24 protein-coding genes, 3 tRNA genes and 3 pseudogenes are annotated in these 24,937 nt (G+C 49.5%); 6 read left to right on the forward strand and 24 right to left on the reverse strand.

Annotated features, from left to right (window positions below):
- Positions 1-18: 18 nt before the first annotated feature.
- The 17 genes and pseudogenes from ylqF to HMPREF3139_RS08875 form a co-directional block, all read right to left on the reverse strand.
- Positions 19-960, reverse strand: coding sequence for a ribosome biogenesis GTPase YlqF (gene ylqF, locus HMPREF3139_RS08795; RefSeq protein ID WP_070461623.1), 942 nt, complete (start codon positions 958-960; stop codon positions 19-21).
- A 93-nt stretch (positions 961-1,053) separates the two neighbouring features.
- Positions 1,054-1,278 carry a protocatechuate 3,4-dioxygenase gene (locus HMPREF3139_RS08800; RefSeq protein ID WP_070461624.1) on the reverse strand — a complete coding sequence of 75 codons (225 nt, stop codon included), beginning with the start codon at positions 1,276-1,278 and terminating at the stop codon, positions 1,054-1,056.
- A 34-nt stretch (positions 1,279-1,312) separates the two neighbouring features.
- On the reverse strand, positions 1,313-2,167 hold the full coding sequence (rapZ, locus tag HMPREF3139_RS08805) for an RNase adapter RapZ (RefSeq protein ID WP_070461625.1): 855 nt from the start codon (positions 2,165-2,167) through the stop codon (positions 1,313-1,315).
- Positions 2,148-3,110 carry an HPr(Ser) kinase/phosphatase gene (hprK, locus tag HMPREF3139_RS08810; protein WP_003747372.1) on the reverse strand — a complete coding sequence of 321 codons (963 nt, stop codon included), beginning with the start codon at positions 3,108-3,110 and terminating at the stop codon, positions 2,148-2,150. Before hprK ends, rapZ begins: the two co-directional genes overlap by 20 nt.
- 3 nt (positions 3,111-3,113) lie before the next feature.
- Positions 3,114-3,563: a PTS IIA-like nitrogen regulatory protein PtsN gene (gene ptsN, locus HMPREF3139_RS08815; RefSeq protein ID WP_039862228.1), complete on the reverse strand. Its 450-nt coding sequence runs from the start codon at positions 3,561-3,563 to the stop codon at positions 3,114-3,116.
- Between the two features lie 269 nt (positions 3,564-3,832).
- Positions 3,833-4,754 (reverse strand): annotated as a pseudogene (gene ubiA / locus HMPREF3139_RS08820) (4-hydroxybenzoate octaprenyltransferase).
- A gap of 173 nt (positions 4,755-4,927) precedes the next feature.
- Positions 4,928-5,422: a chorismate--pyruvate lyase family protein gene (locus HMPREF3139_RS08825; RefSeq protein WP_070461626.1), complete on the reverse strand. Its 495-nt coding sequence runs from the start codon at positions 5,420-5,422 to the stop codon at positions 4,928-4,930.
- Complete coding sequence (gene bioD, locus HMPREF3139_RS08830) at positions 5,412-6,068, reverse strand: dethiobiotin synthase (RefSeq protein ID WP_070461627.1); 657 nt, start codon at positions 6,066-6,068, stop codon at positions 5,412-5,414. Before bioD ends, HMPREF3139_RS08825 begins: the two co-directional genes overlap by 11 nt.
- Positions 6,065-7,354 carry an adenosylmethionine--8-amino-7-oxononanoate transaminase gene (gene bioA / locus HMPREF3139_RS08835; RefSeq protein ID WP_070461628.1) on the reverse strand — a complete coding sequence of 430 codons (1,290 nt, stop codon included), beginning with the start codon at positions 7,352-7,354 and terminating at the stop codon, positions 6,065-6,067. The genes bioD and bioA overlap by 4 nt, the downstream gene beginning before the upstream one ends.
- Before the next feature lie 52 nt (positions 7,355-7,406).
- Positions 7,407-8,312, reverse strand: coding sequence for a DMT family transporter (locus HMPREF3139_RS08840; protein WP_070461629.1), 906 nt, complete (start codon positions 8,310-8,312; stop codon positions 7,407-7,409).
- 195 nt (positions 8,313-8,507) lie between these two features.
- Positions 8,508-9,710, reverse strand: a pseudogene (gene trpB / locus HMPREF3139_RS08845) (tryptophan synthase subunit beta).
- A gap of 112 nt (positions 9,711-9,822) precedes the next feature.
- Positions 9,823-10,233, reverse strand: a complete 411-nt coding sequence (locus HMPREF3139_RS08850) for a hypothetical protein (RefSeq protein WP_049336439.1) — start codon at positions 10,231-10,233, stop codon at positions 9,823-9,825.
- Positions 10,234-10,237: 4 nt separating this feature from the next.
- A complete protein-coding gene (locus HMPREF3139_RS08855) occupies positions 10,238-10,840 on the reverse strand; it encodes a DNA glycosylase (protein WP_049336521.1) in 603 nt (200 codons plus the stop codon).
- Positions 10,841-10,876: 36 nt separating this feature from the next.
- Entirely contained in the window at positions 10,877-11,497 is a 621-nt protein-coding gene (locus HMPREF3139_RS08860; RefSeq protein ID WP_070461630.1) for a phosphoribosylanthranilate isomerase, read from the reverse strand.
- Between the two features lie 402 nt (positions 11,498-11,899).
- Positions 11,900-14,125 (reverse strand): DNA internalization-related competence protein ComEC/Rec2, encoded by a 2,226-nt coding sequence (locus HMPREF3139_RS08865; RefSeq protein WP_070461631.1) that lies wholly within the window; start codon positions 14,123-14,125, stop codon positions 11,900-11,902.
- Positions 14,126-14,294: 169 nt separating this feature from the next.
- A tRNA-Glu gene (locus HMPREF3139_RS08870) sits at positions 14,295-14,369 on the reverse strand.
- Between the two features lie 12 nt (positions 14,370-14,381).
- Positions 14,382-14,458 (reverse strand) — tRNA-Arg (locus tag HMPREF3139_RS08875).
- Positions 14,459-14,573: 115 nt separating this feature from the next.
- On the opposite strand from HMPREF3139_RS08875, the gene HMPREF3139_RS08880 reads away from it, so the two are divergent.
- Together HMPREF3139_RS08880 and HMPREF3139_RS08885 are read left to right on the forward strand one after the other, a co-directional pair.
- Positions 14,574-15,965 (forward strand): 3'-5' exonuclease family protein, encoded by a 1,392-nt coding sequence (locus tag HMPREF3139_RS08880; protein ID WP_070461632.1) that lies wholly within the window; start codon positions 14,574-14,576, stop codon positions 15,963-15,965.
- 198 nt (positions 15,966-16,163) lie between these two features.
- Positions 16,164-16,955, forward strand: a complete 792-nt coding sequence (locus HMPREF3139_RS08885; protein WP_070461633.1) for a Cof-type HAD-IIB family hydrolase — start codon at positions 16,164-16,166, stop codon at positions 16,953-16,955.
- A gap of 66 nt (positions 16,956-17,021) precedes the next feature.
- On the opposite strand, the gene HMPREF3139_RS08890 is transcribed toward HMPREF3139_RS08885, so the two are convergent.
- The 4 genes from HMPREF3139_RS08890 to HMPREF3139_RS08905 form a co-directional block, all read right to left on the reverse strand.
- Positions 17,022-17,228: a DUF2788 domain-containing protein gene (locus tag HMPREF3139_RS08890; RefSeq protein WP_003747401.1), complete on the reverse strand. Its 207-nt coding sequence runs from the start codon at positions 17,226-17,228 to the stop codon at positions 17,022-17,024.
- Between the two features lie 88 nt (positions 17,229-17,316).
- Positions 17,317-18,486, reverse strand: coding sequence for an O-succinylhomoserine sulfhydrylase (gene metZ, locus HMPREF3139_RS08895; protein WP_070461634.1), 1,170 nt, complete (start codon positions 18,484-18,486; stop codon positions 17,317-17,319).
- Between the two features lie 116 nt (positions 18,487-18,602).
- Positions 18,603-19,163 carry a DUF3465 domain-containing protein gene (locus tag HMPREF3139_RS08900; RefSeq protein ID WP_070461635.1) on the reverse strand — a complete coding sequence of 187 codons (561 nt, stop codon included), beginning with the start codon at positions 19,161-19,163 and terminating at the stop codon, positions 18,603-18,605.
- Between the two features lie 121 nt (positions 19,164-19,284).
- Complete coding sequence (locus HMPREF3139_RS08905) at positions 19,285-20,085, reverse strand: hypothetical protein (RefSeq protein ID WP_070461636.1); 801 nt, start codon at positions 20,083-20,085, stop codon at positions 19,285-19,287.
- A 158-nt stretch (positions 20,086-20,243) separates the two neighbouring features.
- Between HMPREF3139_RS08905 and HMPREF3139_RS08910 the strand changes: the two genes are divergently transcribed.
- From HMPREF3139_RS08910 to HMPREF3139_RS08920, 3 genes are all read left to right on the forward strand, one after another.
- The gene (locus tag HMPREF3139_RS08910; RefSeq protein WP_003680526.1) at positions 20,244-20,495 is read left to right on the forward strand and encodes an NGO1151 family protein; all 252 of its coding nucleotides are present in this window, start codon (positions 20,244-20,246) and stop codon (positions 20,493-20,495) included.
- 76 nt (positions 20,496-20,571) lie between these two features.
- On the forward strand, positions 20,572-21,375 hold the full coding sequence (locus tag HMPREF3139_RS08915; protein WP_070461637.1) for a basic amino acid ABC transporter substrate-binding protein: 804 nt from the start codon (positions 20,572-20,574) through the stop codon (positions 21,373-21,375).
- Positions 21,376-21,504: 129 nt separating this feature from the next.
- A complete protein-coding gene (locus HMPREF3139_RS08920; protein WP_070461638.1) occupies positions 21,505-21,744 on the forward strand; it encodes a putative hemolysin in 240 nt (79 codons plus the stop codon).
- Positions 21,745-21,810: 66 nt separating this feature from the next.
- Here the strand turns inward: HMPREF3139_RS08920 and serS are convergent, their stop codons facing one another.
- Both serS and HMPREF3139_RS08930 read right to left on the reverse strand, forming a co-directional pair.
- Positions 21,811-23,106, reverse strand: a complete 1,296-nt coding sequence (gene serS, locus HMPREF3139_RS08925; protein WP_070461639.1) for a serine--tRNA ligase — start codon at positions 23,104-23,106, stop codon at positions 21,811-21,813.
- Between the two features lie 124 nt (positions 23,107-23,230).
- Positions 23,231-23,306, reverse strand: a tRNA-Glu gene (locus HMPREF3139_RS08930).
- 133 nt (positions 23,307-23,439) lie between these two features.
- Between HMPREF3139_RS08930 and rdgC the strand changes: the two genes are divergently transcribed.
- The gene (rdgC, locus tag HMPREF3139_RS08935) at positions 23,440-24,339 is read left to right on the forward strand and encodes a recombination-associated protein RdgC (protein WP_070461640.1); all 900 of its coding nucleotides are present in this window, start codon (positions 23,440-23,442) and stop codon (positions 24,337-24,339) included.
- Positions 24,340-24,392: 53 nt separating this feature from the next.
- On the opposite strand, the pseudogene HMPREF3139_RS10965 reads toward rdgC, so the two are convergent.
- Positions 24,393-24,824: pseudogene (locus HMPREF3139_RS10965) on the reverse strand (HD domain-containing protein); the annotation flags it as partial.
- Between the last annotated feature and the right edge of the window lie 113 nt (positions 24,825-24,937).

The following is a 24,937-nucleotide window of genomic DNA, read 5'->3' on the forward strand; positions in this document are numbered from 1 at the left end:
TTCAGACGGCCTTTTATATTAATCGGCAGAAGGCTGTTGCCCTTTTCGTTCCGCCTTTCTGGCTTCGCGAATGGCTTTAAGTTCGGCCTCTTTCTGTCTGGCTTTTTTCAGCCAAGCCTCCCATTGGTTTGGCGTTTCCAGCGTGATTCTGCCGATTTTTCCTTCGCGGAAATCGGTCAGGATATTTTCAGCAGCCTTTTGGTAGTTGACCCGTCCGCCGCTCAAAACCGCACCGCGTTTTTTGGCAATCCACTCCAGCCAAGAAGTATCGTCCCAATGGCTGCTTGGATCTTTGTCGGCTTGATAGCGCTCTTGCAACAGGGCCAGATAATGGCGGCGGAGGTAATCCAAAAGCTCAAGCGCTACTTCTTCTTCGTCCAGTGCGTTGCGTCCGACTGCACCGCCGGCCGCAAGGTTGTAGCCGCCTTCTTCGACGATAATTTTCGGCCACAACATACCGGGGGTATCGTAAAGCCAGAAATCGTCTGCAAGGAAAAGGCGTTGTTCGGCTTTGGTAATACCGGGTTCGTTACCGGTTTTGGCAGATTTTTTGCCGATCATGCCGTTAATCAAGGTGGATTTGCCGACGTTGGGAATGCCGCAAATCAGGACACGTAGCGGCTTCTCGATACCTTGGCGATGCGGAATCATGGCGCGGCAGGCTTGGGTAATTTTGCCATGAGCGCCGGTTTCGGAAGAATCAAGCGCAATGGCGCGGGTATCTTGGCGGCTGTTGTAGTGTTCGAGCCAAACTTTGGTACGCTCGGGATCGGCAAGATCTTGCTTGTTTAAGATTTTGAGTTTTGGCTTGCCTTTGGACAACTGGGCAAGCAAAGGGTTTTCGCTGGAAGCAGGCATACGCGCGTCTAACATCTCAATCACCATATCAACGCTTTTAATGCGTTCGGCAATGGCTTTTTTTGCCTTGTTCATGTGGCCGGGAAACCATTGGATAGCCATGTCTTTTTGTTCTTTCTATTCGTATCTGAGGCCGTCTGAACAATCATTTTTTTTCAGACGGCCTCGGTATTTGGATAATCGGTCAATCCGGATTTAGAGATTGCCATGTTCATAGCTGTAATAACCTGCTTCATCCATACATTGCTCGAACGTCTTGTATGTATTTCTATTTTGGACTTGCGATTTGCAAGTATTGATTTGGCGGGAAACTTCAGCTTCGCTCGCGCCGGTACGATGCCAACGGTAAGCAGTGACAGGCTCTGTCGCGCAGGCGGTCAAGATAAGCAAGGATAATGCGGTCAGACTGATTTTTTTCATGGTTTCTTCCTTTGAGGCCGTCTGAAACGGCAAGTTAGCGTCCTGCCAAGCTTTGAGCCTGACGGTGGCGGACAAGGAGTTCATAACGGCCTTTGAGGCGCTCGGCCAGTTTTTCCACAACATAAACGGAGCGGTGCTGACCGCCGGTACAACCGATGGCAATCGTCACATAACTGCGGCTCTCTTGTTGCAGGCGCGGCAACCAGCGGCTAATAAAATGGTCGATGTCATCAACCATTTCTTGAACCAACGGCTGCTGGCCCAAATAATCTTGAATAGGTTTGTCCATGCCAGTAAAGGGGCGTAATTCCGGATCGTAATACGGATTGGGCAGGCTGCGCATATCAAACATAAAGTCGGCATTATTGGGAGCGCCATATTTGAAACCAAAGGATTCAAGAATGACCAGCAAACCGACACGTTCAATATTGAGCCATTGTTGCACAGCATAACGCAGCTGCTGAGCATTCATTTTGGACGTATCGATGCAATATGCGATGTCTCTAAGCGGAAAGAGCCACTCGCGTTCTTTTTGCAGGCTTTCCAACAAAGTCAGGTTTTGACCAGACAAAGGGTGTCCACGTCGGGTTTCTGAGAAGCGGCGAACCAAAACACCCTCTTCTGCTTCAACAAACAGGACTTCAACCTGATGTCCTTCGTCACGCAAATATTGGATTTGCTCTTGCGCTTCTTGGATATTAATACGGGAACGGATATCAACGCTGACACCGAGTTTGGTTTCATCGGCCCGTTCGATATGGAGTGAAACCAATGATGGAAGCATTTCCAAGGGAAGATTATCGACACAGTAATAGCCCAAATCTTCGAGCTGCTTAAGAGCTACGGACTTTCCCGAGCCGGATAAGCCGCTAATCAGGACGATTTTCATGATTTTGTTCGTTTTCTTTGAGTTGTGTTTGGTGACGTTCGAGAAATTCTTTGGTGCTGTCTTTACCACGCAATTGAAGGATGTAATTGCGTACTGCAGCTTCAACCAATACTGCTAAGTTTCGACCGATTGCAACAGGCAGGGTAACGGAACGGACGCTGACGTTGAGGATAGATTCTGTTTCGGTACGGATGCTCAATCGATCAAGTTGTTTCATATATCCGTCGTCGGCCGGAACCAAATTGATAATCAGCTGGAGGATTTTTTTCGGACGGATAGAGGTTTCGCCAAAAATATGGCGGATATTAAGTATGCCCAAACCGCGTACTTCGAGGAAATCACGCAGCATAGGCGGGCAACGGCCTTCCAGCATTTCCGGGCCGGTACGGAAAAGTTCGACCGCATCATCGGCAATCAGGCTGTGGCCGCGCGAAATCAGCTCCAATGCCAATTCGCTCTTACCCAAGCCGGATTGTCCGGTAATGAGTACGCCCACTTCAAATACATCCAAAAATACGCCGTGCTTGATGGTGGAAGTTGCCAATGTCCGTTGCAGATAAATCCGCAAAACGTCCATCAGGTGCGGGCTTTCCTGTTTGGAAGTCAGCAAGGGGATACTGTTGGTATGGCAATAATCGCGCAATTTGGGCGATACCGGCAAGCCGTTGGCGACAATGACCAAAGACATGGGGATGTCGAAAAGCTCTCCGAAATCGTAGTTGAGCTCGCCCGACTCCAAGCGGCGCAAATATTCGGCTTCAGCTACGCCGACAACTTGAATTTGGTTGGGATGGATAAAGTTTAAGTGGCCGACCAAGGCCAAGACGGGTTTATCGGCTTCGACACCGATACGGTTGTCCGCGCCAGAATTGCCGGCAGCCCAAGCAAGTTCGAGTTTGTGCTGATTGTCGGAAAACAGGCGGCGGACGGATATGCTGGGCATGAATTACTCTTCGGTCAGAAGTGTGCGTACTTCTTCGGCAGAAGTTGCGGCCATTAATGCTTCACGGATGGCTTTTTGAGAGAATCTGCCGGCCAGTTTGGACAAGACTTCCAAATGTTCGCCGGTAGCGTTTTCAGGCACAAGCAGGATGAAAATCAAGGAAACGGGTTTGCCGTCGGGCGCATCAAAGGCAACCGGCTCTTTGGTGCGGATAAACGCACCGGTGGCTTTTTTCACGCATGCGTGACGGCCGTGAGGAATCGCCACCCCCTGCCCCAAACCGGTCGAACCAAGCTTTTCACGGGCAAACAGGCAGTCGAACACGTTGGTATTCGGTAATTCTGCTTCATTCTCCAGCAGCTGGGCGGCCTCTTCAAACAGACGCTTTTTGCTGCTGACTTCCAAATCCAAAACGATATGGGACAAAGGTAAAATTTCGCCAATCAGGCTCATGTGTATCTCTTTTAAATGTCGCAAAACAATAGGATTGTACCGATTGTCGGTGCAAATCTCAATCCTGAAGGCGTAATTTACACTCGCCCTGCTAACATTTTCCATGTTGTTCTTGATATTTTTTAACGAGCTAAAAATAATCCAACTGCTTGCTTATATTGAATTTAAAGTAAAAATGCTATCAATAGCCAAACTATGATTCAAATGAAAAGGGGTATGCCCGGCATACCCCTTTTCCCCTTCTTTTCAGACGGCCCCAACTTCTTTTTTTAAAACAGTTTGGAAACCAAAAATACCCAGAAATAATGGCAGACCAATCCGCAAAACCACGCCAAACCGATGCGGTTATTGGCCAAAAACGTTTGGAAGCACAACTGGCGATTGCGCGTACGGATGACAACATATTGCTGATACTGCCAATAAACAGTTATCGGCAATATCAACCAATACGGCCAAGTTGCACCGATTTTGATACCCAACACCGCCATCAATACCGTAAACCAAAAATGGCAAAGCATAGAGGCAGTAATGTCGTGATGGCCAAATGTGATTGCCGAAGTTTTAATGCCAATTTTCAAATCGTCTTCTTTGTCCGCCATGGCATAAATCGTGTCGTAAGCCAACGTCCATAAGGCATTGGCGGTAAACATCAGCCACGCTTCGGAAGGCACTCGGCCCTTGCACGGCGGCAAAGGCCATGGGAATGCCGAACGAAAATGCCAGTCCTAAATAAAACTGCGGCAACGGGAAAAAGCGTTTGGTAAAGGGATATGTGATGGCCAGGAACAAGGCCGGAAGGCTCATCAGCCAAGTAAAGCGGTTGAGCTGCACCAAGCATAAAGCTGCCATCAGACACAACATGACGGTCAAAAGCAGCGCTTCGATTTTAGAAACCAAACCTTTGGCAAACGGGCGGTTTTTAGTGCGCTCTACTGCACCGTCAAAATTGCGGTCGGCAAAGTCATTTACCACGCAACCTGCGCTGCGCATCAAAAATGTGCCTGCGCTAAAGGCAAGAAAAATATCCGCGTCAGGAACGCCTTTAGACGCAATCCACAATGCCCAATAAGTCGGCCACAGCAAAAGCAGTGTGCCAATGGGTTTGTCGACGCGCATCAGTTTGGCGTATATCACCATCCGTCCGACAGCGTAACGCGGTAGAAATTGTAGAAAAAAGCGCCTTATGTTCATTGATGTAATGTGTCGTTGTTTATGTGTCGATTCGGAAGGAAAGGCTTTTTAGAGCCTTAGCTCTTATTATAATTTATTGCCGTCTGAAATCAAACAGATCTTAACAATTTAATTTATTGTATTATATCAGAATTATGACAAACATCGGTAAACGGTTTTATTTTCAGACAGCCTTAGCGGTATAAATCTATTAATTTCAATAAGAAATATTCTGTTAATTCCAATGTTTCGCCGTTCCAATCGAAATACGAACGGCGCGCGGTAACAGGCCGTCTGAAAGATGGATAGTCGGAATCTTCAAAACGAAGAAACTCAAAATCCGAACGTTTCAACGGCAATGTACCGTCAAACAGGCGCTCGCCCAAAGGCTGCGTTCCGCAATCTAATAATTCTGTCCATAGACTGCTGTCCGGTCGGCACGCGCTTCTGGCTTGTATCACTGTTTCGCCGTCCAGTTTGAGCAAAACATCGCGTACAAAGATTTCGTCTCCGTTTTCCGCACAATTCGTCAAACCCAAATACACGGGCTCGACTGAAAAATCCTTACCGGAAGCACGTAAAGCAGCGGTTAGCGAAGAAACGGTCAGCAAATGTCCGGCCTTAGACGACAAAAGACTTGAAGCTTCGGCATACGAACAAAGCGTGCCACACGGTATATCAAGCTCCATCTGACACCTCTGTTTTGGCCAACTCCTGCCATTTGGCTTCGGGAAACTCATCTTTCAGACGGCCTTTAAGATATTCCAAGGTATCGCCTGCAATGGTTTCATCTTTGCTGTCGTGAATATGGTTGAAAATCAGGCTATACAAGCTGATACCGTATTGTTTGAGCGCGGAAAAGCTGAGCAGGGTGTGGTTGATGCTACCGAGCCGTCCACTGGTAACGAGGATGACGGGATAGCCTTGCTGACGGATATAATCAATGGTCAACAGATTTTCCGTCAGCGGAACCATCAATCCGCCCGCGCCTTCGACCAAGACGATTTCGTATGGCGTCGCCAACTCTTGAGTGGAGGTACGGATTTTGTCCAAATCCAAAGCCCTGCCGTCAAGACGGGCGGCGAGATGGGGCGAGGCGGGATAGCCGAAGATTTCGGGCATGGTCAGCCCTTGCTTGTCGACTTCCTGCATGGGTATGCCCATGATTTTACGGTGGACGGCAATGTCTTCAGCGATGTCTTGGCAACCAGTTTGCACAGGCTTTTGCGTGATCACGCTTTTGCCCTGCTGCAACAATTGTTTTGCCAACACACCGGTGGCGACGGTTTTGCCAATGTCCGTATCAATGCCGCTGACGAAGTAAACGCCTTTCATTTGTTGTGTTCCTTCAAAATGTGCACGGTTTTGTCGGCAAGTTCGGTTAAGAGGTCGTCTGAAATGATGTAAGGCGGCATCAGATATACCAGCCTGCCGAAGGGGCGCACCCAAATGCCCTGCGCCACGCAATCCGCTTGAAAACGCGCCATATCCACGCCTTTTTCCAACTCAATCACCCCAATAGCACCCAAAACGCGAACATCTTTCACACCGCGAATGTCCCACGCAGCTTTCAGACGGCCTTTTAAGATGCTTTCGATGCGGCGGATATTTGCCTGCCAATCTTGGGACAAAAGCAGTTTGACCGAAGCGCAGGCTACGGCACACGCCAGCGGGTTTGCCATAAACGTCGGCCCGTGCATGAACACGCCCGCTTCGCCGCGCGAAATCGTTTCGGTGACTTTTTGCGAAGTGATTACCGCCGCCAGCGTCATATAGCCGCCGCTCAAGCCCTTGCCGATGCACATAATATCCGGCACGACATTTGCGTGTTCGCAGGCAAACATCTTGCCCGTTCGCCCGAAGCCGGTGGCGATTTCATCAAAAATCAACACGATATCAAATTCGTCGCACAAATCACGCAAACCGCGAAGATACTGCGGATGATAAAAATACATGCCGCCCGCGCCCTGCACGACCGGTTCCAAAATAAAGGCGGCAATATCCGCATGATGTGCTTCAAACAAGGCGCGGACAGGCTGCAAATCCGCCTCGTCCCATTCATCGTCGAAGCGGCTTTTCGGATTATCGACAAAATAACGCTGCGGCAACGCGCTGCCGAAAATATGGTGCATCCCTGTTTCCGGATCGCAGACGGACATCGCGTTCCAAGTATCACCGTGATACCCGCGCCGCACCGTCGCGATATTCTGCTTCGCCTTCAGCCCCCGCGCCTGCTGGTATTGCACTGCCATCTTCAGCGCGACCTCTACCGAAACCGAACCCGAGTCCGCATAAAAAATACGGTCCAGTCCCTGTGGCAAAATCTCGACCAATAATTTACCCAGTTCCACCGCAGGCTCATGCGTCAGACCACCGAACATCACATGCGACATTTGCTTAATCTGCGCCTCAACCGCCTGATTCAAAACGGGATGATTGTAACCGTGTATCGCACACCACCAAGACGACATCCCGTCAATCAGCCGCGTGCCGTCCGCCAATTCGATGTGTACACCCTCCGCTCGTCGCACCGGATAAACAGGCAACGGATCGGTCATAGATGTATAGGGATGGAGCAGGTGGGCGCGGTCGAAATCGAGCAGGGAGGAATGTTCGGACATGTTGAAAACAATGGTTTAATCAGTTTCATTATTATATAACATATTTACCTTTTCAGACGGCACGTCTTCCGTACTGCATCAACGCCAATCCGCCCACCGCCGCCAAACAGCCGACAACCAAGGAAACATGCAATGCCTCGTCCAAAAACCAAGCAGAACACAAAATGCCGAATACCGGAACCAAAGTGATGTACGCCGCCGCGCTGCCTGCGCCCAAAGTCTTCACGCCTTCAAAATACCACGCATAGCTTAAGACCGTTGCGCCGACAGACAGGCCAATCAAAGCAAACCAGCCCCTGCCGTCCATTTCGGCAAGCATGCCAAACGGCAGTCCGTCTGAAACCAACGCAGGCGGCAGCAACATCATTGCACCCAGCCAAGCGGTGGCCACGGTAACCGTCAGCGCATCAATCCCCTGCAACACCGCCCTGCCTATCATCGTATAAGTAACCAAGCAGCAAAGGCTGCAAAACACCAGAACTTCGCCCCACCCTATGCCGCCGCCCGATAAAAATGCCGCAATCTCGCCATGCGTAACCGCCCATATCGAGCCTGCCACTGCCAACAACATGCCCGACACAATCTTGCCGTTGAGCTTCTCGCCAAACAGCAAAGCCGCAAAAAACATCGTCAACACAGGATTAAACGTAACCAACACCGTCGCCCTTGAAGCAGGAATCCGCTGCAAACCCAGCATAGATAACACAGTAAAACCAAATACGCCGAATGCCGCCGCCAGTGCCAATCCAAGCCATTGTTTGCGCGACAAAACCGCCAAAGTACGCAATCGATACCGTGCAAACAGCCAGCCCAAAAGCAAGATTGCCGCCGTCAAAAAGCGCAGCATACCGCCCGTTAAAGGCGGCAGCGCCTGTCCCAGCATCCGCCCCATCGGCCAAGATGCGCCCCAAAACGCCGCCATGCCCAATAGTTTTAGATGGATTGCTAAATGTTTCATGGTGATGGATAACTTGAATAAATCGGTTTAGAAAGCGTACACACGCAGTTTGGAAGGATAAATTTCCTTAGCCGCCGATACTTGATAGAGTTTGCGCGGATAAAATACTACGCTGAATCATTACGGAAACAAAGGCCGTCTGAAAGACTGAAATCCAGCTTTTTCAGACGGCCTTTACTGCTCAATCAATAAGGCTTACAACTCAATGCCTTTGAGTTTCGCCACAGTATTAATGTCTTTGTCGCCGCGACCGGACAGGTTGACCAGAATCACTTGGTCTTTGCCCATTTTCGGCGCGTTGGCGACTGCCCAAGCGACTGCGTGACTGGATTCCAGCGCAGGAATAATACCCTCGAAACGGCAGAGCAAGTCAAAGGCTTCGAGTGCTTCGTCGTCTTTGGCAACGGTGTATTCCACGCGGTTGATATCGTTTAAATGGCTGTGTTCCGGGCCGATGCCTGGGTAGTCCAAGCCTGCGGAAACGGAGTGCGTACCCAAGACTTGACCGTTTTCGTCCTGCATCAAATAGCTGCGGAAACCGTGCAATACGCCGATAGGGGCTTTACTGGTAATCGGTGCGGCGTGGTCAGGGGTATCCACACCCAAACCGCCGGCTTCTACGCCGACCAAACGTACGTTTTCTTCTTCGATATAGGGATGGAACAAACCGATGGCGTTCGAGCCGCCACCCACGCAGGCAACGGCAACATCAGGTTGGCGGCCGATGGCTTCCAACATTTGCTCTTTGGCTTCATTGCCGATCACGCATTGGAAGTCGCGCACCATTTCGGGATACGGCGCGGGACCGGCGGCGGTGCCGATGATGTAGAACGTATCGTCCACACGCGCCACCCATTCGCGCATGGCTTCGTTCATCGCGTCCTTCAAAGTACGGCTGCCGCTGTCAACGCTGACCACGTTCGCACCCAATAATTTCATGCGGAACACATTCGGCATTTGACGTTGGATATCGTCCGCGCCCATGTACACGTCACAAGTCATGCCGAAGCGTGCGGCGACGGTAGCAGAAGCCACGCCGTGCTGACCCGCGCCGGTTTCGGCAATCACGCGTTTTTTGCCCATGCGGCGGGCAAGCAGAGCCTGACCGATGGTGTTGTTCACTTTGTGCGCGCCAGTGTGGTTCAAATCTTCACGCTTCAGCCAGATTTGCGCGCCGCCCAAATGCTCGGACAAGCGCGCGGCATGGTAAACAGGGCTGGGACGGCCGACATAGTGTTTCAAATCATGGCGGAACTCTTCCCAAAATGAAGGATCTTCTTTCGCTGCTTTATAGGCTTCTGCCAATTCTTGCAATGCCGGAATCAGGGTTTCGGAAACCTACAGGCCGCCGTGTTCGCCGAAAAAGCCTTTCTCGTCGGGAGCGTGATAATTTTTCATGGGATTTTTCCTTGTTCGTTTTATGGTTTCAGACGGCCTGATTCAGTAAAAGGCCGTCTGAAAGTAAAAATTGTCAGCAATTATAGCTGTTTTCCATTCATCTTGTCGGCAACTAATTGAATAATAATATCAGCAGACAAAATAGGAACAACAGCGTACAGCTCGATGTTGCAATCAATGCCGTACCCAACGGAGGCGCGATATATTTTTCTTCGTTTTTGTTTCTCAGGCATAGTTTCAATGCCAACATCCCCAGCCACAGCGCCAGCAACCAACAACCCAGAAAGTTAAGCACAAGCAAAGCAATAATCAACTCATTGGTATTTATAGTACTTACGTTCAAAAATATCCAATTAAGGCCGTTAACAGACATAATGACTGCAGATATTTGTATCACATACAAAAGCGTTCCGCCCAACAATACCCTGATGTGCCATTTTTTGGCCTTCAGCCACACTGAGACGACATTAAAAAGCCACCACAAAGCCATAAACACCATTAAAGAGATTTCATAACGATCCATCGCCCTACTCCTGAAAAACAGTCAATCCAGCCATTTCAAAAAAAGCCCGATACGCCGCTGCTTTTTTTGCCAAACTCAAAGGATAGGCACGCGAAGTCGAAGGCAGACGCGTCAGGGTCAACTCACGCCCTGCATAGGGGAACGGCACTGTTTCGCCGGTTTTCGGCATTTTCATGCCGCTGCCTTGAATCTCCAACAAAACTTCGGTTGCCTTGCCGCCAGTGGTGCAAAGATGGCGGCACTCGGGCATTTGCGCCAATACTGCCGCCAAATCGACAGTTTCTATCACTTTTAAAAACTTATCCGAAGCATTGCCATGTTCGCGTATTGCCTTCAATACGGTCGGACAGGATGCAATCCCCTTTTCACTCAAAAACGCTTTGATTTTATCGGCATCAAACGCTTTTTCGCCCTGCTTTTGAAAATGCGCCGCATCGCCGAAAAACACCAGCCCATACACACGCCACATATCGTTTTGAAAATTCGGATAATGAAACTGCATCGCGTGTTTTTCTTCTTTAGGCGGAAACGTCCCCATCATCATGACCGTTGCCTGCGGAGGCAACAAGGCTGCGAAGGGGTGGGACTCAACGATTGACTCTTGCATATCTGTATTCCGGTTGTTTTTCATTCAAACAAATTTTCAGACGGCCTTTACTGCCTGAATAAACGCCGCCATTTTCTCCCTGCTCTTAACCCCACCGGAGATCTCCACGCCGCCGGACACATCCACCGCCGCCGCGCCACTGATTTTTACCGCTTCGGCAACGTTTTCCGCAGTCAATCCGCCGGCAAGTATCCACGGTTTGCCGATATTGCCGTGCAACATGGTCCAATCGAAACTTTGTCCCGTACCGCCGTATTCGGTCGGATGATAAGCATCAAACAACAAGGCGCGTGCATTCGGAAATTTGGCACAGGCCGTCTGAAAATCGGCTGCGGACTGTACACGCACGGCCTTCAAATACGGGCGGTCAAACCGACGGCAAAAATCATCGTCTTCATCGCCATGAAACTGAATCATATCTATCGGCACCTGACGCAGAATCTCGCGGATGGTTTGCTCGTTTTCATTCACAAACAAGGCCACCACCGATACAAACGGCGGCAGATTTTTCACAACCGCCTGCGCCTGCTCAATACTCACTGCCCGTTTACTCTTGGCGTAAAACACCAGCCCGATGGCATCCGCACCCAATTCGGCCGCAGTCAGCGCGTCTTCAGGTCGGGTAATGCCGCAAATTTTGGTGCGTATGGTGTGCATGGAAATTGCCTTTTTAAACAGATGAGTCGGATATTATATAAGTTTAAGGCCGTCTGAACATGAAATATCAGGTTCAGACGGCCTTAAACTTTAAAATAACAATCAGCCGATAATATTGGCGGCTGTCAGCTGCGCAGCATCTTCATTGTAGAAACGTGCAAACTCTGTGCTGCTTTAGGCTCTGCTTGATATACAGAACATCATACCGATTATTACTAATAACTTTGTAATTATTACCCTATTTTTAAACTGCCTATTTTTTCATCACAATTAATTTATTCTTTATTATCAAATATCAAACCAAACTATCCACAATTGGATTCACACAAAATTTGGATAATGCCCGTCAATGAAAAATATTAAGGCCGTCTGAAAAGTCTTTCAGACGGCCTTTTAGCCTTTTTACTCAAACGGTTTCTTCTGCCAATAAAACTTATCCTTTTTCAGACGGCCTTGAAATATATCGTCCTGTCCCAAAGCAAACACCAACGCGCCTGACAAATCCGTTCTCAACAAAGTAATACCGTGCGCGCGGACACGATTTTGTACGGCAACGGTCGGATGTTTGTAGGCATTGGCATAGCCGCTGGATGCCACGGCATATTGTGGCGAAACCGTATGCAGAAAGCTGCCTGACGAAGCCGTGCTGCTGCCGTGATGTCCCAATACCAACACTTGGCTATACAGCGCATTGCCGTATTTCTCAATCAAACCGGCCTCGCCCTTCACGCCCAAATCGCCGGTTATCAACAAGGCTTTGCCGTTTGCCACGACACGCAATACGCAGCTTTGGTCATTATCTTCCTTGCCTGCATTTTCAGACGGCCTGAGTAACTCGAAATCTACGCCGTCCCATTGCCATTTGTCTTCTTGGCAAAACTCTGCATTCGGATAAAACTCAGGTTGTCCGGCAAGCAATTTATCAGCACCGACAGCCGCTACACTTTGAAAACCGCCGTCATGATCAATATCATGGTGCGACAAAATCAGGCTGTCCAAACGGCGCACGCCCATAGCGTTCAAACTCGGCACAATACCTGTTTGCGCCACTTGCTCCGTTCCCGTATCAAACAAAAGATTGCGGTTACGCGTTTGTATCAACACCGACAAACCTTGTCCTGCATCCATCACCATAACTCTTGCTACCCCCTCCTCCAGCTTGGCAGGATGGTAAAACACAAAGCCCAATAAAACCAGACATGCCCAAGGTTTTAAGCCCATTCCTTTAGGTAGCAATAACAGCAAAGCTGCCATCATCGCCAACACCAGCAAAGGCACAGGCGCCGCTGCGACGGCAAATTCAGGCGATACCGTAGCCAGCCATACCAAACCGCGTAAAGTATATTCCGCCAAAAATGCCGCTACCGACTGGACAAGCTCAAAGGGAAAAACCGAACCCAGCAAAGCCAACGGCGTCAACACCCAAGAAAACCAAGGAATAGCCAGGGCATTAACCAACGGACTGAGCAAAGGTAACGAAGCAAACAAATAGCCCAGCAATACCACCGACAATACCGTTGCCGCCCATTGCCCCCGTACAGCCAAACGCCAACCCAACTCTTTCAGACGGCCTGATGAAGCCCAAATCAAAGCAGCAACTAAACCGAAAGACAACCAAGTTCCCACGCCCAATACAGCCAACGGGTCCAACAACAAAACAACGGCCAAAGCCTGCCACCACGCCATCCAGCCCGAGCCGCCACTTCCGCGCCACCATGCCCACGCAAACGCAGCCAACATCAACACACTGCGTTGCGTCGGTACGGAAAAACCTGCCAAAAGCGCATAAAACAAAGCACCAGCAACACCACCAGCCAATATCCACACACGCGGTTTCGCCGGAATCCACGGCAAATAACGGAAAATTCGCTTGATCAGCCAGGCAAACAATACCGCCACCATCGTCACATGCAAGCCTGAAATACTGACCAAGTGCGTCAGCCCCAAAGGCCGGAATGCCTGCCACAAAGGCGGCCGCAACGCCGATTGCTCGCCAATACTCAAAGCACGCATCAGCCCTATGCCGTCTGAAAACTCAGGATATTTGTCCGCCGTTCCCTGCCAACTTCGGCTTACCGCATCACGCATATTAGCCAAACCGAAACCGCCGCCTTGCCGCACGAGTTTCCTGTCGCGCCCCAAAGTACCCATGCCGTCGATACCATTGGCCAAAGCCCATGTTTCACGGTTCAAACCGCGCACATTCACCTCACCGATCACCGGCCTTACCCGTGCCGATACAGACCACCGACTGCCCACCGTCCAATTGCGCCGCTGATAATCCGACAACATCAAATCAAAAGCCTGCCCACGCTCATCCCAAGCCCTTGCCGCAAACTGCACACGCCGACCATCATCACGCGGCATATCCGCCACTTCAAGCGTCAAAACTTGAGCAGCCACTTCCCCTGCAGGCCATTGACCAGCCAACACCAGCCCGGTCCGCCACACACCAAACGCCATGCCCATACAGACGGCCAGCACCAACCAAGCCACAGCAAATCTTCGACACAACGCAAGCGCGCCAATGATTACAGACAACCAAGCCCACCATAGCGGCACAAATGGCAGCGCAAACGAAAGCACTACACCAACCACCCAGGCAGGCAACACAAACTGCCACGCCATGAACGTTTTCCCTTAAATTATGATTATTAGATATGCAATAATAAATGCTTTTAGTATATTATGACAAATGCCAACCAGCGTTAGTAGATAAAAAGAGAGGTTCAAATCATTTCAAAACCGATAGACGCAAAAAAGCGCAATCCGAAACAGATTGCGCTTTTTAATAAACTGGCACGCCCACGGGGAATCGAACCCCGGTTACCGCCGTGAAAGGGCGATGTCCTAACCGCTAGACGATGGGCGCGGATAAATCTTGTGGCGCACCCGGAGCGATTCGAACGCCCGACCCTCTGGTTCGTAGCCAGATACTCTATCCAACTGAGCTACGGGTGCATCAACAAAGATTTGAATTATAAAGAGAGGGCTGTTTACTGTCAAGCGTTTTAATTGGAAAACTTGCAGACAGCGTGTAAAATGCGCATTTGCTATTGAATTTACAGAGAATAAAATGTCAGATTTCGCACGCTGGCCGCTCTTATCCGAAGCATTTTCCCGTTTGGGACGGCCTGTGGTTGTGGTGGATTTGGAGACGACCGGTGGAAATTTCTATCAAGACAGGATAACGGAAGTCGCCCTTGTTCGTTTTGAGCAAGGACGCGCCACACATTACGAGCAATTGGTCAATCCTTGCCGCAGCATTCCCGAATTTGTTGCCAGGCTGACCGGAATTCATGATGAAACGGTGAAAAACGCGCCTGTCTTTGCCGATATTGCAGCCGATATGTTGCCGCTGTTGCAAGGTGCAGTGGTTGTTGCACACAACAGCCGCTTTGACTACACCTTCCTGCGCCACGAGTTTGCCCGTATCCATACTGACTTTGCCGCACCCTCGCTCTGTACGGTTCAACTGTCTCGTCGCCTGTATCCTGAATTTTACAAACACAGTCTCGACAGCATTATCGAACGCACCGGCATTCGGACGGCCAACCGCCACCGTGCCATGACCGATGTTGCCGCATTGTGTGATTATCTCGAATTAAGTCTAGCAGAAAAAAATCATCAACAATGGGACGAACACGTCCGTGTATTGATGAATCCGAAAATGTTGCCCACTTGGCTGCCTGATTCGCTTGCCCAACAGCTCTATGCCCTGCCCGACAGTTACGGTGTATTGGTTTGGTTTGACCATTTCGGCAAAGCCCAATCCATTGAAGCACACGAACGCGCATACAGTGAAACCGCTACCCTGCTGCACAGCAAAAAACTGCCACCGCACATCAAAGCTGCGGCCTCCATCCGTTTTATTCCGGCAGTCGGACAGCTTCATACATTATGGCTCAAAGCACAGACCATGCAGGAATACCAACTGATGCCGTCTGAAAAGTCCACATCGTTTTCTACCGTCCGCTTTATCGCGGACGAACACGGCAGCCTTCAAGCACGCATTGTCTTGTTAAACAGCGGCACCAGAAACTGGCGTCCATACGGTTTGTTTGCCCACAAAAAAGCAGCCAAACGCGCCTTGACACAATGGTCGCAAGAACACAGGCTCTGCCCAGATTCGCTCAACATTTTGCCGACCAGCTACGCAAAGGGAGAACCCTGCCCAGTTGAGGCCGTCGGAAAATGCAATGGCAACTGCCGCCAGCCAAACGGCATCAAACATCAAAACCAACGCATTACCGAGCTTGCCGCCCTACTCCCCGTAACCGATTGGGGCAAAGCGCACGAAATTGAAATTACCGAAACCGACCCCCTGACCGGAAACAGCATTACCCTGCTCTGCGCCGGCGGTGCGTTGGCATTGCCTGACGGCAGCTGGTATTTCGACAGCAGCCTGCCTCTCGTGATTAAAAACAAATTCAGGCAAGACAAAGAAAATATCCGTTTGATTGCTTAAAACAAGGCCGTCTAAAAACCAAATTTTCAGACGGCCTATTGTGAATAACTTTCCGCTTTATTCCCAAAATAAAAATCTGCCTAAAATTTAATCAGAACTTATTTTTATAATAGCAATCAAATACTAAACCAATTTATACACAAGCTGTTCACACAATTTTCAATGAAAGCTGTGTATACCCAGCCCAACGAGTAAACCATGAACAACCCTGAAATCATCTTCTTTGACATCGACGACACCCTCTACCGCAAATACACGGATACCCTGCGTCCCTCAGTTCCCAAAGCCATGCACGAATTGAAAGCCAAAGGCATTTTGACTGCCATTGCCACCGGCCGTCCGGAAGCCGCCATTCCCGCCAAAGTCAAAGCCTTGATTCAAGAATGCGGTATCGACATGCTCGTTACCATCAACGGCCAATATATTTCCTTTCACGGCGAACCCCTGCAAAGCTACCCCTTGGACATTGCCGACATCGAAACAGCCATCAACCTGCTTGAACAACATAAAATAGACTACGCATTCGTCAACAACCAAGAAATTGCCGTTTCCTCCCATTCGCCGCGCGTTGCCGAAGGCTTATCGCATATCCTGCCCAACTTCCTGATGGATAAAGAATATTTCCGAAAACAGCCTGTTTATCAAATGTTGGTATTTGTGGATAAAGAAGAAGAAAAAATCCTGCAACCGCTAACCCAGCAACACGGCTTCAAATCCGTCCGCTGGCATGAATATGCCGTGGACCTGCTGCGCAAAGAAGGTTCAAAAGCACGGGGCATCACCCACGCAGTGGAAAAACTGGGCATTGATATGAGCAAAGTGATGGCATTCGGTGATAGCTTCAACGACTTGGAAATGCTGTCAACCGTCGGCTTTGGCGTTGCCATGGGCAATGGCGAAGAAGCAGCCAAAGCGGCCACACAATTCGTCTGCCCAAGTGTTGATGAAGATGGCGTCTTGCGCGGCTTGCAAGAATTGGGCGTAATTTAAATTTCAAATCAAAAGGCCGTCTGAACATTTTTTCAGAAGGCCTTGTTCTATCTATAAACTTTCTGCTTACTTTGGCAATACCAAAAAGCTAATCAGCAACTCTTTAAATACGAATCCAAACACACCCAAGCCCAAAACCAAGAAGAGCATGGCAATGCCGAATTTGCCGGCTTTGGATTCTTTACCCAAGTTCCAAACGATAAAGCCCAAAAAGATAATCAGGCCGGTGAGGAGGATTTTCATTGCCCACGAGGCGAATTCTGCTTCAGACATTATTTTTTCCTTTTATTCTTAAGATGTGTGTTTAATTGCTTTCAGACGGCCTATTAAAATTTAAGGCCGTCTGCAATTTGTTTTTAGATTATTTGTTCAATGCTTGTTGCAAATCATCAATCAAATCGTCGATGTGTTCCAAACCAACAGAGAGGCGTATCAAGCCCGGGCGGATATTGGCGGCGAGTTTTTCTTCAGGCTGCATCCGGCCGTGCGTGGTTGTCCACGGATGGGTGATGGTCGAGCGCACATCGCCGAGGTTGGCAGTACGGGAAAAGAGTTCTACGCCGTCCACGATTTTCCATGCTTCTTCTTGGTCTGCAACTTCAAAACCCACGACGATACCGCCGCCATTTTGCTGTTTGCGGATCAGTTCGGCTTGCGGATGGTCGGGCAAACCGGTGTAGTACACGGCTTGGACTTGCGGTTGCTCTTTCAACCATTGCGCGATTTTCAGCGCATTGTCGTATTGTTTTTCCATACGCAGCGACAGAGTTTCCACGCCGCTTAACAGCTGCCATGCGTTAAACGGAGACATCGCCAAACCGCAAGAGTTGCAATACATGGCAACTTGCGTCATCAATTCTTCCGAACCGGCCAACACGCCGCCCATCACGCGGCCGTGACCATCAATCGCTTTGGTTGCGGAAGAAACAGAAATATCCGCACCGTGTTTCAAAGGCTGCGAGCCGACTGGCGACAAGAGGCTGTTGTCCACTACCAAAAGCGCACCGATGCTGTGTGCCAGTTCGGCCAAAGCTTCCAAATCGGCAACTTCGCCCAAAGGGTTGGACGGCGTTTCCAAAAACAGCAATTTGGTATTGTCTTTAACCGCGGCTTTCCACTCGTTCAAATCGGTTGGCGACACATGACTGACCTCGATGCCGAACTTAGTTACGATATTATTGATAAAACCAACAGTCGTACCAAACAGACTGCGGCTGGAAATAACATGATCACCAGCTTGCAAGAAGGTAAAAAACGCTGCCTGAATCGCGGACATACCGGTCGAAGTGGCTACCGCGCGCTCTGCGCCTTCCAATGCAGCAATGCGTTTTTCAAAAGCGGCAGTAGTCGGATTGGCTGTACGGGTATAGGTAAAGCCTTTAATTTTTTTGGAAAACAAATCTGCCGCATGTTGTGCGCTTTCCCACATGAAGCTGCTGGTCAAAAACAGCGCCTGATTGTGTTCACGATATTCGGTCTGCTCTTTGCCGCCCCGGATGGCCAGCGTTTGCGGATGAAGTTTTTTGTTCATTTATTCTCCAATCTACTGTGTATTCCAATGGACGGAACAATATTTTCCGTCTGTTTAACTTGTTAACATTTTGCGCTTATTCCTGTCATCTTTCAAGCAGGAGGCCGTCTGAACGGTTATTGATAAACCTGTCCGCCGTGCTTCAGCCAACCGTCTTCATGACGGCCTGCCGGGTCATGATGCGTCCAATGGATAACACCGCCCTGCTCCGACCATTCGTATTCGCCGTAAAACGCTACTTTATCGCCTTTTTTCAAACCCTTAATCTTATCGGCAAGGTCGATATTGTGTGCCACCAAAAGCGTCTGGCCGCTGGAGAGCTTCAAGATAAAGCGTTGGTGGCGCGTGCCTTTGTTGTCATCCGGCAGGGTTTTCCATACCGTGCCCTCGCCCTCAACCTGAATATCGCTTTGTTCGTTTTCAAACGCCTGTTTCAAAACCGCTTCGGCTGATTCCTTGTCCGAACCGATTTGCTGCTGAGCCGTATCGGCATTCTTTTTGCCCGCATTATTTTGTTTCTGAACGGCTTCTATTTTCTGGTGATTCTGCGATTGTACCGGCTGCTTGTTTTGCATTTTGTTATAGGCAAATACGGCAACCAAAGCAATCAGCAATACAATGATTTTATTTTTATTCATAACAATCTCAAAAAAAATGCCCGATTCTGCATCGGGCATATCAACTATTTAGAAAGGATATTTATCACGAAAACGTGAGCCGCTATTATACACGCTTCGTAAAATTTTAAGGGAAATTTACGCCGAAGGCCGTCTGAAGCTTTTCAGACAGCCCAGATACTCAACGGCGGTATTTCATTTCGGTCTTCATATCGTCCAAAATACGTTTGACGTTGTGTTCCAACACATCTTCCACCAAGCCCGGAGCCTGCTCGTTCAGCATTTGCTGCAACTGGTAAGTGAACAAGGCCATTTGTTTTTGCACGGCAATCCGAATCATGCCATTGACCGCATCGGCCACATGGGGGCGTAAACGCTTAATCAGACGCTCGGTCAAATCTTTTTCAGAAACGCAGAATACCTCCCGACGGCCAATCGCTTGCGGGTTCAATACATTGATATGGACATTAATGGCCGGTTCTTTTTCAAGGCCGTCTGAAACCGCCTCTTCAGCCACTTCCGCATCATCATTTTCCGGTTTTTCAGTTTCTTCCACTTCAGGCGCATCAAAATCTACGGCACCTGATTTCGGATTCAGTCTGACGGTGCGCGTTGATTCGATATGACGCTCTGAAGCCGCAGCCTGCAATGCCGATTGCGCGCTCAACCAGTTATCCTGCAAAACCACCATTGCATCGGTTTCCACTGCCTCGCCCTCGTCGGCAAGGGCAGTATTGTGTTCCAACTGCCAGCGGTACAAATACTCTTCCAATACTTTTTCACGATTGTCAGCATCCAGTTTATATTCTTTTTTAGGCGCGGTTTTGGGCGCAACATCGACAGCGTCGTCCGATTTTTTGACCAATGGCGCATGAGTCGGCTCAGTATTGAATTGTCGTGCCTGACGCAATCTTTCCAGGCGTTTTTCCCAATTCAGGTCTTCTTCCTCGAGGGCTGTGGGGTCAAGACGGTTGTTTTCCATAATCTCGTTTTTTCATTTTTATTGTGAACCGTATTTCAAACCTAAAATTACTTGAAATACGGCCAATGGTTGGACATATCCGGCAAGCCGGCGCAAGCGTCACATTTTAATATTAATTCGCTATATAATCACTATTTTATTTAACTCAAGGATACATCATGAGCAGCATCGAACAACGCCTCGAATATCTGGAAGAGGCCAACGACGCTTTGCGTATGCAAAACCACGTCCTCGCCACCGCACTCAAAGGCCTCATCCGCTCCCTGCCCTCCGACATGGCCAACGATGCCGTAGAATCCATCCAGCTTGCCTTTGAAGACGCGTTGGCGGAATTGAGCTATGAAGACAGTCCGCACACCGACCTCTTCCATGACGTAACCTACGCATTTTTCCGAGAAAAAGACCACTGATTTCGGCTAGTTTGTTCACAAAATTATGCTAAACTAAGATTTTATCCGTTAACATTTTATTAAGAAAGCACATATCATGAACATGAAAAAATGGCTGGCCACTGCCCTCGCTTGCTCCGCCCTTGCCCTGACTGCCTGCGGCGGTCAAAGCAACAATGCCTCTGCTCCTGCCGATAAAGTGTACCGTGTCGGCTCTAACGCCGAGTTTGCCCCATTTGAATCTTTGGATTCTGCCGGCAAAGTAGAAGGTTTTGACGTTGACTTGATGGACGCCATGGCTAAAGCCGGCAACTTCAAAGTCGAATTCAAACACCAGCCATGGGAAAGCCTCTTCCCTTCTTTGAACAACGGCGACGTGGACATCGTTATGTCCGGCGTAACCATCACTGACGACCGCAAACAAAGCATGCTCTTCAGCGATCCATACTTTGAAATCACCCAAGTTGTCCTCGTTCCAAAAGGCAAAAAAGTAGCTTCTTCCGAAGACCTGAAAAACATGGCCAAAGTCGGCGTGGTAACCGGCTACACCGGCGACTTCTCTGTTTCCAAACTCTTGGGCAACGACAATCCGAAAATCGCCCGCTTTGAAAGCGTTCCTCTAATTATTAAAGAATTGGAAAACGGCGGTCTAGATTCCGTAGTCAGCGACAGCGCGGTTATTGCCAACTATGTAAAAAACAACCCGACCAAAGGCTTGGATTTCATCTCCCTGCCTGACTTCACCATCGAAAACTACGGTATCGCTGCACGCAAAGGCGACGAAGCAACCATCAAAATGTTGAACGATGCACTGAAAAAAGTACGCGAAAGTGGCGAATACGACAAAATTTACGCCAAATACTTTGCTAAAGAAGGCGAAAAAGCCGAAGCAGCCAAATAATCTGGTTTGACTTCCTAAACTAAAGGCCGTCTGAAAACTTTTCAGACGGCCTTTAATCTGGTTAACTCAATTAAACGCAAGCACCCCCTATAATCCGCTTGTTTTTATCTTTCAAATGAAAGACACACCATGATCAAGCCCATCATCCTCAGCCTCGCTGCCGCAACCGCTTTGGCCGCCTGCTCCGCTTCTGAAAAACAAGAATCTCCTAACGTCGGCGTGGCCAATCCGGCTTCCAAATTCTGCGTCAAACAAGGCGGCAAATCCGAAATCAAAAGAGACAAAGACGGCAACGAATACGGCGTGTGCCACTTGCCTGACGGTACCGTTGTCGAAGAATGGGAATATTTCCGTCAACACAACAAATAATTACTCAATCATAGAAAAGGCCGTCTGAACCCAAGTTTCAGACGGCCTTTTTCTTTTAAACAGCGATTATTTTACTTCCAATTTGGTCACGCCACCCATATACGGTTGCAACGCAGCAGGAACATTAATGCTGCCGTCGGCATTTTGATGGTTTTCCAAAACCGCCACCAAAGTACGGCCGACTGCCAAGCCTGAGCCGTTCAAAGTATGCACCAAACGGTTTTTACCGTTTTCATCTTTGAAACGCGCTTTCATGCGGCGAGCTTGAAAATCTTCGCAATTGGAGCAGCTGGAAATTTCACGGTAGGTATTTTGCGCAGGAACCCAAACTTCCAAGTCGTAGGTTTTGGTTGCGCCGAAGCCCATGTCGCCGGTACACAAAGTGATCACGCGGTATGGCAGTTCCAACGCTTTCAAAATATTTTCAGCATGACCGACCATTTCTTCCAGCGCTTCGTATGATTTTTCCGGATGAACGATTTGCACCATTTCCACTTTGTCGAATTGGTGTTGGCGAATCAAACCGCGCACGTCTTTGCCGTATGCGCCCGCTTCGGAACGAAAACATGGGGAATGCGCAGTCAATTTCAACGGCAAATCGCTGCCGGCCACGATGCTGTCGGCAACGGTATTGGTCAGCGTTACTTCGGCGGTCGGAATCAGATATTGCGTTTTCTTGCTCTCGTCACCGCCGCGGGTAACATGGAACAAATCTTCTGCAAATTTAGGCAGTTGGCCCGTGCCCTGCAAAGTGGTGTCATCCACGATATAAGGCGTGTAATGCTCGGTATAGCCGTGTTTCAGCGTGTGCGTGTCCAGCATGAACTGAGCCAAAGCGCGATGCAGACGGGCGATTTGGCCTTTCATCACGGTAAAGCGCGCGCCGGAAAGTTTCGCACCGCCTTCAAAATCCAAACCCAAAGGCTCGCCCAAATCAACATGGTCTTTGATTTCAAAGTCAAATTCTCGCGGCGTGCCAACTTTGCGGACCTCAACGTTTTCAGTTTCGTCTTTACCGACAGGCACACTTTCGTGCGGCAGGTTCGGAATGCTCAGCAGCCAAGCATCCAATTCTTTCTGAACGGCATCCAAATCAGCGGCTGCCTGCTCCAAATCAACTTTGATTTGGGCAACCTGATCCATCGCAGCTTGAGCCTCCTCGTGTTTGCCTTGACCTTTCAACGCACCGATTTGTTTGGAAATACTGTTGCGCGAAGCCTGCAACTCTTCTGTTTTCACTTGAACGGCTTTGCGTTGCTCTTCCAAAGCGTTGAAACGCGCGATATCAAACTCGTAACCGCGGGCGGCCAAACGTTCGGCAACTGCGGCGGTATTGCTGCGGAGCAATTGGATGTCTAACATTGTTTTCTCTCGTTAAGATTCAGAATGGCATTATTGTAAACCAATTTAAAGATATTTTCACAGCGACAGGCCGTCTGAAAACAAAAAACGCCCCTGCAAAAGCAGGAGCGTTTTTTAAGAATTCTGGCACGCCCACGGGGATTCGAACCCCGGTTGCCGCCGTGAAAGGGCAGTGTCCTAGGCCTCTAGACGATGGGCGCGTAACCGAAGCGCGAACTATACAGAAACCCTTTTCTTCTGTCAACGCCTTTACTGCATTTTTAAAGAGGCTGCCGATTTCCGTATGTTATTTTCCCTGTATAATGCCGGTTTTAATAAAAAGGAAAACTCGCCATGTGGTTTAAGCAAATCAGTTTTTATCCGCTCAACAAAGACAAGTTGCCCGAATTGGAAGTCCTTGCCGACAAATTGGCGCAATCCGAATTTGCCCATTGTCAGGGTTTGGACTGGTTTAGCGAAGGCTTTTCCACGCCGGTTTCCTTTTCGCCAGAGCTAGTTTTCCCTGCCGATTACACTTGGCGCGTTGCCCTGAAAAAAGAAGAAAAAGTCCTGCCTGCCGGCGTCATCCGCGATATTTTGGATGAAAAGGTTTTGGAAATCCAAAACAACGAAGCGCGTAATGTAGGCCGTAAGGAAAAACAAGAACTGAAAGAACAGATTACTGACGACCTGCTGCCCCGTGCCTTTACGCGCAGCAGCCGCACACAGGCGATTTTCGACACGCGCCACGGGTATCTTTTGGTCAACAATGCCGCCTCTGCCAAAGCGGAAAATATCCTGACCAAACTGCGCGAAGCGTTGGGTGGTTTGGAAGCCGCCCTGCCCAACACCAAACAATCGCCCTCCTCCCTGATGACCAGCTGGCTGCTGCAAGGCCATTGCGAAGGCGGTTTTGAATTGGACAGCGATTGCGAACTCAAAGGCGTAGGCGATGTTGTTCCGGTCGTCAAAGTTTCCAAACAAGACCTGACCGCCGATGAAGTGGTACAACACGTCAAAAATGGCAAAACCGTTACCCAGCTGGGTTTGGTATGGCGCGAACAAATCGCGTTCATCCTTACTCAAGACTTTACACTCAAACGCATCCAGTATCTGGACGTTTTGCAAGAAGAAGCCGAAAGCAACGGCGACGATGCAGCCAGCCTCGCCTTTGCCTCACAAATCCTGATGACCGAAGCCATCAGCACCATGTTGGAAGAACTGGTTTCTTATTTGGGCGGCTGGCAAGAATAATTTTTCAGACGGCCTTTTGATTGGGAAATATCAAAGGCCGTCTGAAATATAATACGCATGGTTTCCGCCTGTTGGGCGCGCTCTTCAGGCGTGGCGAGGCTGTCCACACGGGCAAAGTGTGTAAGCTTCTGCACTTCGTCCACACCTTTGACCAGCTCGGCGACAGTACTGTTGCAGCGTTCCGTGAGCAGCTCACGCCAGTCGGGCACAAAACGCACGATGTCGGCCAAAAGCGTGGCGGCCACCGCATCGGGCAGCAAATCCAATTCGTTCACCATACGCGCCGCACCCAAAAGGTGCGCCAAAAGCGGCTCGCCCGCAGGCGTGGCCGCATCGGCAGGATAATGCGTCTCGGCCAGCGACAAGGCCGTCTGAAGCAGCTTTTGCGCAGGTTCGGGCAAACCGGCGGTGTGCGCGTCAAACCACGCGCGGGATTCTTGCAGCGGTGCGGCGGGGATTTCCGGTGTTTGTCGTGTGTTGCTCATGGCATGCCGTTTCTCCGTTTGTTTTGTTTCGACATAGCGGCTGTATTGTAGCAGCTTGCCCGTATTTTGCGACAAAGCATGTTTCAGACGGCCTGGGCTACCCAACTTGCAAT

The organism is Neisseria sp. HMSC15G01 (genome assembly GCF_001808255.1).
GTDB classification, from domain to species: domain Bacteria; phylum Pseudomonadota; class Gammaproteobacteria; order Burkholderiales; family Neisseriaceae; genus Neisseria; species Neisseria subflava_A.

Coding starts and splice junctions, on each gene's coding strand:
- ylqF (WP_070461623.1), bottom strand. CDS start 960: ATGGCTATCCAATGGTTTCCCGGCCACATGAACAAGGCAAAAAAAGCC.
- HMPREF3139_RS08800 (WP_070461624.1), bottom strand. CDS start 1,278: ATGAAAAAAATCAGTCTGACCGCATTATCCTTGCTTATCTTGACCGCC.
- rapZ (WP_070461625.1), bottom strand. CDS start 2,167: ATGAAAATCGTCCTGATTAGCGGCTTATCCGGCTCGGGAAAGTCCGTA.
- hprK (WP_003747372.1), bottom strand. CDS start 3,110: ATGCCCAGCATATCCGTCCGCCGCCTGTTTTCCGACAATCAGCACAAA.
- ptsN (WP_039862228.1), bottom strand. CDS start 3,563: ATGAGCCTGATTGGCGAAATTTTACCTTTGTCCCATATCGTTTTGGAT.
- HMPREF3139_RS08825 (WP_070461626.1), bottom strand. CDS start 5,422: ATGGAGCTTGATATACCGTGTGGCACGCTTTGTTCGTATGCCGAAGCT.
- bioD (WP_070461627.1), bottom strand. CDS start 6,068: ATGAAAGGCGTTTACTTCGTCAGCGGCATTGATACGGACATTGGCAAA.
- bioA (WP_070461628.1), bottom strand. CDS start 7,354: ATGTCCGAACATTCCTCCCTGCTCGATTTCGACCGCGCCCACCTGCTC.
- HMPREF3139_RS08840 (WP_070461629.1), bottom strand. CDS start 8,312: ATGAAACATTTAGCAATCCATCTAAAACTATTGGGCATGGCGGCGTTT.
- HMPREF3139_RS08850 (WP_049336439.1), bottom strand. CDS start 10,233: ATGGATCGTTATGAAATCTCTTTAATGGTGTTTATGGCTTTGTGGTGG.
- HMPREF3139_RS08855 (WP_049336521.1), bottom strand. CDS start 10,840: ATGCAAGAGTCAATCGTTGAGTCCCACCCCTTCGCAGCCTTGTTGCCT.
- HMPREF3139_RS08860 (WP_070461630.1), bottom strand. CDS start 11,497: ATGCACACCATACGCACCAAAATTTGCGGCATTACCCGACCTGAAGAC.
- HMPREF3139_RS08865 (WP_070461631.1), bottom strand. CDS start 14,125: ATGGCGTGGCAGTTTGTGTTGCCTGCCTGGGTGGTTGGTGTAGTGCTT.
- HMPREF3139_RS08880 (WP_070461632.1), top strand. CDS start 14,574: ATGTCAGATTTCGCACGCTGGCCGCTCTTATCCGAAGCATTTTCCCGT.
- HMPREF3139_RS08885 (WP_070461633.1), top strand. CDS start 16,164: ATGAACAACCCTGAAATCATCTTCTTTGACATCGACGACACCCTCTAC.
- HMPREF3139_RS08890 (WP_003747401.1), bottom strand. CDS start 17,228: ATGTCTGAAGCAGAATTCGCCTCGTGGGCAATGAAAATCCTCCTCACC.
- metZ (WP_070461634.1), bottom strand. CDS start 18,486: ATGAACAAAAAACTTCATCCGCAAACGCTGGCCATCCGGGGCGGCAAA.
- HMPREF3139_RS08900 (WP_070461635.1), bottom strand. CDS start 19,163: ATGCCCGATGCAGAATCGGGCATTTTTTTTGAGATTGTTATGAATAAA.
- HMPREF3139_RS08905 (WP_070461636.1), bottom strand. CDS start 20,085: ATGGAAAACAACCGTCTTGACCCCACAGCCCTCGAGGAAGAAGACCTG.
- HMPREF3139_RS08910 (WP_003680526.1), top strand. CDS start 20,244: ATGAGCAGCATCGAACAACGCCTCGAATATCTGGAAGAGGCCAACGAC.
- HMPREF3139_RS08915 (WP_070461637.1), top strand. CDS start 20,572: ATGAACATGAAAAAATGGCTGGCCACTGCCCTCGCTTGCTCCGCCCTT.
- HMPREF3139_RS08920 (WP_070461638.1), top strand. CDS start 21,505: ATGATCAAGCCCATCATCCTCAGCCTCGCTGCCGCAACCGCTTTGGCC.
- serS (WP_070461639.1), bottom strand. CDS start 23,106: ATGTTAGACATCCAATTGCTCCGCAGCAATACCGCCGCAGTTGCCGAA.
- rdgC (WP_070461640.1), top strand. CDS start 23,440: ATGTGGTTTAAGCAAATCAGTTTTTATCCGCTCAACAAAGACAAGTTG.